This is a genomic window from Gilliamella sp. B2717, assembly GCF_026536675.1.
GTDB lineage: Bacteria > Pseudomonadota > Gammaproteobacteria > Enterobacterales > Orbaceae > Gilliamella > Gilliamella apicola_I.
Map to the genome: position 1 here is coordinate 1 of NZ_JAFNNQ010000077.1, position 10,999 is coordinate 10,999.

8 protein-coding genes, 4 tRNA genes and 1 pseudogene are annotated in these 10,999 nt (G+C 37.0%); 12 read left to right on the forward strand and 1 reads right to left on the reverse strand.

Translation table 11 applies throughout. The features are described from left to right. Nucleotides 1-1,333 (forward strand): annotated as a pseudogene (locus J3U35_RS06915) (SdrD B-like domain-containing protein); the annotation flags it as partial. 351 nt (nucleotides 1,334-1,684) lie between these two features. On the opposite strand, the gene J3U35_RS06920 reads toward J3U35_RS06915, so the two are convergent. After that, a complete protein-coding gene (locus tag J3U35_RS06920; protein ID WP_267360431.1) occupies nucleotides 1,685-2,899 on the reverse strand; it encodes a pyridoxal phosphate-dependent aminotransferase in 1,215 nt (404 codons plus the stop codon). Nucleotides 2,900-3,043: 144 nt separating this feature from the next. Between J3U35_RS06920 and J3U35_RS06925 the strand changes: the two genes are divergently transcribed. The 11 genes from J3U35_RS06925 to J3U35_RS06975 form a co-directional block, all read left to right on the forward strand. Next, the gene (locus J3U35_RS06925; RefSeq protein WP_065558707.1) at nucleotides 3,044-3,313 is read left to right on the forward strand and encodes an ACT domain-containing protein; all 270 of its coding nucleotides are present in this window, start codon (nucleotides 3,044-3,046) and stop codon (nucleotides 3,311-3,313) included. 36 nt (nucleotides 3,314-3,349) lie between these two features. Then, on the forward strand, nucleotides 3,350-4,705 hold the full coding sequence (locus J3U35_RS06930; protein WP_267351228.1) for a PFL family protein: 1,356 nt from the start codon (nucleotides 3,350-3,352) through the stop codon (nucleotides 4,703-4,705). A 393-nt stretch (nucleotides 4,706-5,098) separates the two neighbouring features. Then, nucleotides 5,099-5,674, forward strand: a complete 576-nt coding sequence (locus J3U35_RS06935; protein WP_267360433.1) for a hypothetical protein — start codon at nucleotides 5,099-5,101, stop codon at nucleotides 5,672-5,674. Nucleotides 5,675-5,753: 79 nt separating this feature from the next. Further along, a complete protein-coding gene (locus tag J3U35_RS06940; protein ID WP_267360435.1) occupies nucleotides 5,754-6,329 on the forward strand; it encodes a hypothetical protein in 576 nt (191 codons plus the stop codon). A 111-nt stretch (nucleotides 6,330-6,440) separates the two neighbouring features. Then, nucleotides 6,441-7,244, forward strand: a complete 804-nt coding sequence (gene tcdA, locus J3U35_RS06945; protein ID WP_267351225.1) for a tRNA cyclic N6-threonylcarbamoyladenosine(37) synthase TcdA — start codon at nucleotides 6,441-6,443, stop codon at nucleotides 7,242-7,244. Nucleotides 7,245-7,498: 254 nt separating this feature from the next. Beyond that, nucleotides 7,499-10,198: a bifunctional acetaldehyde-CoA/alcohol dehydrogenase gene (gene adhE, locus J3U35_RS06950; RefSeq protein WP_267360437.1), complete on the forward strand. Its 2,700-nt coding sequence runs from the start codon at nucleotides 7,499-7,501 to the stop codon at nucleotides 10,196-10,198. Nucleotides 10,199-10,351: 153 nt separating this feature from the next. After that, a tRNA-Thr gene (locus J3U35_RS06955) sits at nucleotides 10,352-10,427 on the forward strand. Between the two features lie 33 nt (nucleotides 10,428-10,460). Continuing rightward, a tRNA-Tyr gene (locus J3U35_RS06960) sits at nucleotides 10,461-10,545 on the forward strand. Between the two features lie 56 nt (nucleotides 10,546-10,601). Continuing rightward, nucleotides 10,602-10,676, forward strand: a tRNA-Gly gene (locus J3U35_RS06965). A 3-nt stretch (nucleotides 10,677-10,679) separates the two neighbouring features. After that, nucleotides 10,680-10,755 (forward strand) — tRNA-Thr (locus tag J3U35_RS06970). 183 nt (nucleotides 10,756-10,938) lie between these two features. Next, nucleotides 10,939-10,999, forward strand: a 61-nt coding sequence (locus J3U35_RS06975) for a hypothetical protein (protein ID WP_227740701.1), incomplete at its 3' end; no start/stop codon positions are given.

Below are 10,999 nucleotides of genomic sequence, written 5' to 3' on the forward strand. Positions count from 1 at the left end.
AAGCTTTGACCCGGATGATGCGCACCATGACAGCAAAGGTTACTTAACCTTACCGAAGACAATCAATCAGGCAATCATTGATATCACAGGTAACCTAACCGATCAGGACTTTGGTTATATCCATGGTGGTATTATTGAGGGTAAACTGGTAGAAGATCGTGAAGGTAAAGGTCTGGTCAGTCTGTCAGAATTAACCGGATTATCGGGTGCAGAGGTTTATCTGTTAAACAATAATCAGAAACATATGATGAACAAAGATGGTAAACCACTGTCGTTTATGACACGCAGTGATGGTAAATTTATATTCCGTAATCTGGTGATAGATCCGAATGTGGTTGATGATTCAAAATATAGTATCCGTTTACTGTTTGGTGAATATCACGACGGCGTGGTTGGCTCAGATAATAGCAATCCATTATATGAAAAAGTGCCATATTTTGAACAATATACTGATAGTAATGGTAAAGTGGTCAAACATGACTTAATTGATATTGCTACACCGCCAGCATCGATTGTTTATAATGGCACAGGTGGTATGCAAACAGTGCCGATTAAGTTAAATGATGGCAGTATCACCTTTAGTGCAACAAGTAACGATATTATATTGGGTTATCGAGTACATAATGCGGATGTAACCGTAATAAAAACGGCACTGAAGGATAATGTCGTGGTGGGTGATATTGTCCCTTATACCATCAAGGTGATTAACAATTCGTCACACAAATCACGCATTAAAGTAAAAGATATTTTACCGTCAGGATTTAAGTTCGTGAAAGGTTCATCGCGTTTAAATGGCAAAAAAGTGGCGGATCCCAAAGGCACTAAAGCGGTGATGTATGATTCACTGGATTTAACGGCGAACAGTGAAGTGGTGATCAGCTATATGTTAGTTGTCGGCTCGGGCGTTACCCAAGGCGAGTATACCAATACGGCGATGGCACTAAACGCCTTGACGGGTAAAGTGTCGTCGAATATAGCGGAAGCGACGGTAACGGTGACAGCCGATCCACTGTTTGACAATGCGTTAATCTTCGGAAAAGTGTTTATCGACCGAAACGGTAATGGCATACAGGATGAAGGTGAAGATGGTCTGGGCGGCGTGAAATTAGTGACCACCCGTGGCGAAATTATTACAACCGATACGCATGGACGTTACCATATAGTTGGTGTATCGGGAGGCCGTTGGGAACGAGGTGCAAACTTCGTTATCAAACTAGACCCACGAAGCTTACCGAAGGAATACAAAGTAAACGGACGTAATCCAAAAGTGGTAAGAGTATCACCGGGGTTACCAAGTAAAGTTGATTTTGGTGTTACGGAGGTAAATCAGTAATTCCCATTAAACATAAAGATAGACAAGTAGGTCTGTTTATTCCTATCCTTTCAGCTCTTTCCCCCGTTTATCGGGGGTTTTTTATATTAAGCATCCTAAATTATTATTTTATATAAATAGATTTTAGTGTTAGAGCACTGAAAATGAGTAGAGTTGTAGAAATATAATTAAAATTGAATGCCGGTTAATAAATTAACATTGTCATATTAATTAGTTAGCATAAATAGAGCAGTATTGATGAATTTAAGCATAACACTGAAAGTGTTTATTATCTTCGTTGAATGAAATCAAAAAATTTTACGAAGCATTGCAGATAGAAAACTCCCAACTAAAATTGGGAGTTGATTCGTTTTATTGTTGATAATTTGATAAAAATTTGGCAAAACGTTCGATAGCGTCTTGTAATTCACCTGTATGTGGAAGCGCAACAATTCTGACATGATCGGGTTTATGCCAGTTGAAACCACTGCCTTGTACTAAAAGAACTTTTTCTTGCAATAGAAAATCTAAAACCAATTTCTGATCATTGTGAATATTAAATTTTTGCTGATCAAGTTTAGGAAATAAGTACAATGCGCCTTGTGGTTTAGTACAACTTACCCCTGGGATATCATTTAACATGCGCCATGCAAGCATACATTGATCATATAAACGACCACCAGGAACAATAAATTCATTAATACTTTGATAACCGCCAAGTGCACCTTGAATGGCATGTTGCAATGGGACATTGGCGCATAATCGCATTGACGCCAACATATTTAGTCCCTCAATATATCCTTTTACATGTTGTTTAGGACCACAAAGTGCCATCCATCCTTGCCTAAAACCTGCAACACGATAAGTTTTAGATAGTCCGCTCATGGTTACGACAAATAGATCGGGCGCTAAAGCGGCTATTGAATGATGAACAGCATCATCATATAAAATTTTGTCGTAAATTTCGTCAGCAAAAATAATAAGGTTGTTTTGACGCGCAATTCCGGCAATATCAAGTAGAAGCTGTTTACTATAGACGGCACCGGTTGGATTATTAGGATTAATGATCACAATTCCTTTGGTTTTAGGGGTGATCTTTCGTTTAATATCCTCTAAATCGGGTGACCAATTAGCATCTTCATCGCAAAGGTAATGAACAGCACTACCACCAGATAAACTAATTGCAGCTGTCCATAATGGATAATCTGGCATAGGAACTAAGATTTCATCACCGCTATTGAGCAATGCTTGCATCGATTGTACGATAAGTTCAGAAACACCATTGCCGATAAAAATGTCTTCGACATCTAAACTGGTTATTCCTCTGGCTTGATAGTGTTGCATAATAGCTTTACGTGCAGAGTAAAGTCCTTTTGAATCAGAATATCCTTGTGAAGAAGGCAAATTACGGATGACATCAACTAATAATTCATCAGGTGCGGCAAAACCAAAAGGGGCAGGATTTCCAATATTGAGTTTAAGTATAGTTTGACCTTCTTCTTCAAGACGCTTTGCGTGCTCAAGAATTGGTCCACGGATGTCGTAACAGACATGATCCAATTTATTTGATTTTTGGAAATTTTTCATAATGTTGCCCTTTTTAATTATTTTAGTGTTTTTTTATTTTTAACAAAAAAACAATCTACTCCTATTTCGATAATTTTTGAAGATGTTATTATAATCAACCAAGTAAATATCTTTTGATTGTCCAAAATTTGTGCGGAGTATGTGATGAAAACCATTTTAACTGTCATAGGAAAAGACCAGACCGGAATTATTGCTGGTATAAGTCAAAAATTATATGAATTGAATATTAATATTTTAGATGTATCTCAAACTATCATGGGTGAATATTTCACGATGATTATGTTACTCGATTTATCCAAAATCGATGTTTCATTTGATGATGTTAAAAATACTTTAACGCAAACAGGCGAAAATCTTAAAGTTAAAGTAAATATTCAACGCGAAGAGATATTTGATGCAATGCATCGTCTTTAAATTTTATTCAATAATTTTTACTGAAGGATAGTACTAATGGAAACCAAACAGATCCTCGAAACGATTAAAATGATTGAGGAAGAAAAGCTTGATATTCGCACAATAACCATGGGTATTTCTTTGCTTGATTGTATTGATAGCGATGGTGAAAAAGCCCGTCAAAAAATCTATGACAAAATTACTAAATTAGCCAAAAATTTAGTAAAAGTTGGTGATCAAATTACGTCTGAATTTGGTATTCCAATTATTAATAAACGTATCTCTGTTACACCAATATCCTTAATTGCAGGAGCAAGTAATGATAGTGATTATGTCGCGTTCGCAAAAACACTTGATCAAGCTGCTAAAGCGGTGGGGGTGAACTTTATTGGTGGATTTTCGGCGTTAGTGCAGAAAGGTTACCATAAAGGTGATGAAATTTTGATTAAATCCATCCCACAAGCTCTTGCCCAAACAGAACGTGTTTGTTCATCGGTTAATGTAGGTTCTACACAAACCGGTATCAACATGGATGCCGTAAAACAGATGGGGCATATTATTAAAGAAGCAGCCGCATTAACGGCGAATAATAGCAGTATGGCTTGTGCAAAATTAGTTGTGTTTGCTAATGCTGTTGAGGACAATCCGTTTATGGCTGGGGCTTTTCATGGTGTAGGCGAAGCAGATTGTGTCATTAATGTGGGTGTCAGTGGACCTGGTGTGGTTAAGCGAGCACTCGAAAAAGTAAAAGGTCAACCTTTTGATGTGGTTGCGGAAACAATCAAAAAAACGGCTTTTAAAATTACGCGTATGGGACAACTTGTTGGTAAAGAGGCTTCGGAGCGTTTAGGCGTTAAATTTGGTATTGTTGATTTATCTTTAGCGCCAACGCCTGCAATAGGTGATTCAGTTGCCCATATTTTAGAAGAAATGGGACTGGAAGTGGTTGGAACCCATGGTACAACGGCTGCGTTGGCGATGCTAAATGATGCTGTCAAAAAAGGTGGGGTCATGGCATGTGGTCATGTAGGTGGTTTAAGTGGGGCATTCATTCCTGTGTCAGAAGATGCTGGGATGATTGATGCGGTAAATAAGGGGGCACTCAATTTAGAAAAATTAGAAGCAATGACCTGTGTTTGTTCGGTCGGGCTTGATATGATTGCTATTCCGGGTGATACACCAGCTGAAACAATATCTGCTATTATTGCAGATGAAGCAGCAATCGGCGTCATCAATCATAAGACCACTGCCGTTCGCATCATTCCTGCGGTTGATTTAACAGTGGGTGATAATATTGAATTTGGTGGGTTATTGGGTCATGCGCCTGTGATGCCAGTAAATAAATATAGCTCATTTGATTTTATTAATCGTGGTGGACGTATTCCTGCTCCGATTCACTCCTTCAAAAACTAAGCGATTATTTTGTGATGCCTTGTATATCAAAAAAAACAAGGTATCACATGACTTTCTGTCTATTGATTTCTATCTGATAATCCAAAACGTGATTTTTTGCTCGAGTTAAAACGTCGATTGAATGGTGTGAAATGGCAAATAATATCCGTTCGATTGCTCATCGTAGGGAGGAGGGGGTGAAATCTTAAATTGAAAACAGCATAGTAGATTTGTAAAGAAGTTTAATGGAATGGAGGTATTTTAGTATAAAAAATAAATTTAACTAATAAAACGGCTAATTTGACGTTAAATACTTTTGTTTAATGATAATGAATAATCAATTGTTTACAGGCTCAGAAAGTTTATAATCAGCATAAAGGTATGGTTTTTAAATAAACAAATAGGATAGTACGTATGAAAAGATTTTTAATTATTATTACAGCATGCTTTGTGTTGAACATATCATTTAATCAAGTATTATGTGCACCTCAATCAGATAAAACTTTTATTCTTCGCTCCGATAACGCATTGCCACCCATTCAAATATCTGAGCAAAAAAATTTTTTCAATGTGCATTTTAAGAAAGTAAAAACAGAAAAAACAGAAAAAACACGGCAATCCAATGAAAAACAGATCGTGCTTTATAGTAATGATGTAGATAATGCTCGGATTTTTATTATGTATGAAGCTGTCACTAATGAACAAGATGCGATGACGGTTTTTTTAACGCAATTAAAACTACGAGGTAATGAAAATCCGGAAATTAAAACTTACAAAAATGTGAAATATGTTGAAGGTTTTGATGCCAGAGTAAATGGGCGCTATATCTATACTCAACAATTTGACCAAGCAAATGGCTTTGTTGCTATAAAGGCTTTAATGTATCACATTGATGATAAAAATAGTGGTTTTTACCAAACTATAAATAAAATTTCAACACCTAAATTAATAAATGAGTTAATCAATTTTCTAAACTATAACAAAGGGTAGCTAGTCAGCAAGTAAGTAAAGTCGGAGTAGAATTTTATTATGTTATCGTGTTTTTAGTTAGCCCATAAAGGAAACAAAAATGAAAAAAGTTATAGTCAGTTTTATCTCAATATTATTGTTTGGTTGTGGGGCTTTAGAAAATAATTATCAACCTGGCAACTATGGTCCGATGTTAACGGTAATTAATCAAAAATTACCAGTTTATGATTTACCAAAAAAATTAGATTTCCACAATAAAACCTATTATCTATATAATCAAAGTCGTGACAGTGGTTCAGGTAATCCTAATGATAAGCGTGCAATTATGTACATGCAAGACCCTAAATCAGCAACCTATTATGAAGATTATTTCATCATTATGGATGATATTGTTGCCAATGCTCAAGATGCTCAAAAACTCTTTCAATTGCAAATCGCAATGCGTTCATCTGATCCGAAAGTCACTCAAGAAGGTAACGTTTCTTATGCCGTAGGAACGGATGAAAAAAATGGTATAGGTTATTTAATCGTCAGTACTTATGATGAATCAACGCATTTGGCTCGTAATCGTTTTTATCTCATTTTACTCAATGAAAAAAATGACCATTTAGTAAAATATATGCAAACCCATACTAAACAAATGGCACAAGAGATATTAAAATTAGGACGTAAATAGTTAATTTACCAGTCTAATACCGATAACCTCAATGACAAGAATAGCAGCGTTAGTTGCGTTTATCGTTATGCACTGCTAGTATTTTAACATTTCGATAAATCAGTGGTAATTATGCATAACACATTTTCTGATAGTTATTTTCAACGTTTTAGTGGCATTGCTCGGTTGTATGGTCAATCCGCATTGTCATGTTTTGCTCGTGCACATATTTGTGTAATAGGGATTGGTGGTGTTGGTTCTTGGGTAGCTGAATCCCTTGCTCGCAGTGGTATCGGGCAAATTACTTTGATTGATATGGATGATGTCTGTGTGACTAATACCAATCGCCAGATTCATGCTTTAACCACAAATATAGGTAAAGCTAAAACCGCCGTCATGGCTGAGCGAATATTACAAATAAATCCTGAATGTATTGTTAATCAAATTGATGACTTTATAAATATTGATAATGTTTCAGATTATTTAGGTGCTCAAAACTTGCCTCGTTATGATTATATCATTGATGCTATTGATAGTGTGCGTGATAAAGCGGCCGTGCTTAATTATTGTAAGCGACAAAAATTGAAAGTCATTACTATTGGTGGCGCAGGTGGGCAAAAAGATCCAACACAGATTAAAATAGCAGATTTGGCTAAAACCATTCAAGACCCTTTGGCAGCTAAATTACGAGAAAGATTAAAGAACGATTATAAATTGAATAAAGATAGTAAAGGTAAATATTCGATACCTTGTGTTTACTCAACAGAACAACTGACATATCCGGCGGAGAATGGACAAATCTGTTTTACGAAAAGTGAAGCGCATGGCACTAAAAAAATGGATTGTGAATCAGGTTTTGGCGCAGTGACGACTGTTACGGCAAGTTTTGGATTTGTTGCTGTTAGTTATGTACTGGACAAATTATCAAAAATTTAAGTGAACTTTTTATTTCTTCAAAAAAATTTAGCATATTTAAAAAATCTCAAATATTAATTTTTTCCTATCTACTAGGATGAATCTCACTTACCCATTTCAATAACATTTATTTTTCTGCAAGATCTTATTGTATAAAGTAAAAAACTGATTTACGATAACGGCAATTTCGTTTTGTTATTATGCATAGGCATTAAAAAGATTCAAGGAAGACGCCAAACGATTCAGATTTATTTTTTAATTTCAAGGAGTAATCTATGGCAGTAACTAATATGAATGAGTTAAATGAGTTAATGGCCCGTGTAAAAAAAGCACAGGAAACTTATTCAACTTATACTCAAGAACAAGTGGATAAAATTTTCACGGAGGCTGCAAAAGCTGCTGCAGCTGCGAGAATTCCACTAGCCCAACAAGCTGTTGCTGAATCGGGTATGGGGATTGTAGAAGATAAAGTGATTAAAAACTTATTTGCTGCAGAATATATTCTAAACAAATATCGTCATGACAAAACTTGTGGCGTAGTGGCAGAAAATGAACCCTTTGGAACTATTACGCTAGCCGAACCTTTAGGGATCATATGTGGAATAGTACCGACGACCAATCCAACTTCCACCGCTATTTTCAAATCCCTTATCAGTCTTAAAACCCGTAACGCAATCGTCTTCTCTCCTCATCCTAGAGCAAAAAAATCAACTATTGAAGCAGCCAGAATTGTTCTAAATGCAGCTATAAAAGCTGGTGCGCCAAAAGATATTATTGGTTGGATTGATGAGCCCTCTATCGAATTATCAAATGCTTTAATGCATCATGATGATGTCGCTGCAATTTTAGCAACCGGTGGCCCAGGTATGGTGAAAGCAGCTTATAGTTCAGGTAAACCTGCATTAGGTGTTGGCGCAGGTAATACGCCTGTCATCATTGACGAAACAGCGGATTTAAAACGAGCAGTGGCTTCCGTTCTGATGTCTAAAACGTTTGATAATGGTATGATTTGTGCTTCTGAACAGGCTATCGTCGTAGTTGATTCTGTTTATGACGAAGTACGTCGCTTGTTAACACAATACGGTGCATACGTTTTAAATGCTAAAGAGACTAAAGCCGTTCAAAGTATCATTTTAAATGACAAGGGTGCTTTAAATGCTAATATCGTTGGTCAACCAGCGACCAAAATTGCTGAATTAGCAGGTTTTAAAGTACCAGCAGGTTCAAAAGTACTGGTAGGTGAAGTGAGCAAAGTTGATTTATCTGAACCGTTTGCGCATGAAAAACTTTCACCGACGTTAGCTATGTTTAAAGCTAAAGATTTTGCTGAAGCAGTAGAAAAGGCTGAAAAATTAGTTGAAATGGGTGGTATGGGTCATACTTCTGTTCTTTACACCGATCAAGATAGCAATCGTGAACGTATCGATTATTTTGGCAAAAAAATGAAAACTTGCCGTATTTTGATTAACCAACCTGCTGCGCATGGTGGTATTGGCGATTTATATAATTTTGATTTAGCGCCGTCACTAACATTAGGTTGTGGTTCTTGGGGAGGTAACTCGGTATCTGAAAATGTTGGACCGAAACACTTACTTAACAAGAAAACAATCGCTAAGAGAGCAGAAAACATGTTATGGCACAAATTACCAAGTTCTATCTATTTTAAACGTGGCTCACTGCCTATTGCTTTAAATGAAGTCGTTGAGCAAGGCGCAAAACGAGTCTTTTTAGTCACCGATAAATTCCTATTTAACAATGGTTATTCAAAACAAATCACCGATCAATTAGAGTCACAAGGTGTTCTTTGTGAAACATTCTTTGATGTTGAAGCTGATCCAACCTTAAGTGTTGTTCGTAAAGGGACTGAATCAATGAGAGCATTCCAGCCTGATACTGTTATTGCTTTAGGCGGTGGTTCACCAATGGATGCTGCAAAAATCATGTGGGTTCTTTATGAACACCCAGAAACTAAATTCGATGAATTAGCATTACGTTTTATGGATATTCGTAAACGTGCTTGTCATTTCCCGAATATGGGCAAAAAAGCAAAATTGATCTGTGTTACCACAACATCAGGAACCGGTTCTGAAGTGACGCCATTCGCAGTTGTGACGGATGATGCAACCGGACAAAAATATCCGTTAGCCGATTATGCTGTTACGCCTCATATGGCAATTGTAGATGCTAACTTAGTGATGAATATGCCACGTTCACTTTGTGCTGCTGGTGGTTACGATGCGGTAACTCATGCTTTAGAAGCTTATGTGTCAGTAATGGCAACAGAGTTTTCTGACGGTCAAGCATTACAAGCTTTAAGTATGCTTAAGTCCTATTTACCGGCAAGCTATAAAGAAGGGGCTAAAAATCCTATCGCTCGAGAAAAAGTACACAGTGCAGCGACATTAGCAGGTGTTGCTTTTGCTCAAGCATTTTTAGGTATTTGTCACTCAATGGCGCATAAAATTGGTGCAGCTTTCCATATCCCACACGGTGTGGCTAATGCAATGCTCATCAGCAATGTTGTCCGTTTTAATGCAACAGATAAGCCAACTAAACAAGGTACATTTAGTCAATATGGTTATCCTCAAGCCATTCGTCGATACGCTGAAATTGCTGATCATTTAGGTTTAACGGCTGCTGCGGATAAAGATGAGAAGAAAGTTGAGAAATTAATTGGTTGGTTAGATCAACTTAGAAAAGATCTTGAAATACCTTTCTCTATAAAAGAGTTTGGTGTGGATGAAAAAACGTTCTTAGCACAAGTTGACCAACTTGCTGTAGATGCATTTGATGACCAATGTACGGGCGCAAATCCTCGTTATCCTTTAATTGCTGAACTAAAACAAATCTTGCTTGATACCTATTATGGTCGTCCATATCAAGATAACGGTGATATCAGTGAAGATGTTGCTGTGCATACAGCGGCTAAAGGTGTAGCTTCTACTACTAAGAAAAAAGCGGTAAAAAAGAAATAATCTAAAAAATTATTTTTGATTAAATAAAACCCTGAAATTGTCTATATTTCGGGGTTTTTTTATGTTTTTGATTTTTTTTTAAGCAAACAAAATAAAATTTGTTTTTTTTGCTTGCAAGCTTAAATGTTCTAGTCCATAATGCGCAGCACTTAGGCCGGCTTAGCTCAGTAGGTAGAGCAACTGACTTGTAATCAGTAGGTCGCCAGTTCGATTCCGGCAGCCGGCACCATTTTCCTAAGTAGACAAATTTAAAAAGATTCGGGGTGGGGTTCCCGAGCGGCCAAAGGGAGCAGACTGTAAATCTGCCGTGTCACACTTCGAAGGTTCGAATCCTTCCCCCACCACCATATATCTAATATTAGCAATAGCTAATTGAAGCATTTAGGTAGCCGAGTTTGAACATGCGGGCATCGTATAATGGCTATTACCTCAGCCTTCCAAGCTGATGATGCGGGTTCGATTCCCGCTGCCCGCTCCAATTGCTGATATAGCTCAGTTGGTAGAGCGCACCCTTGGTAAGGGTGAGGTCGGCAGTTCAAATCTGCCTATCAGCACCATTCTTGTTACTTTCCTAAACTTCTAAAAATATCGAATTTGACTGCTTAAAAGCTTGTCACTGGACGGCTTTATCTGTTATCATTCAGAGCTAATTTTAAGTTAGTATTATGTTGATATAAAATATAATACTTGGTTAATGTGGTGATTCACCACCGATTTGTATTACATTTGAGGGACAATAAATGTCTAAAGAAAAATTTGAACGTACAAAACCCCACGTTAACGTTGGTACAATCGGCCACG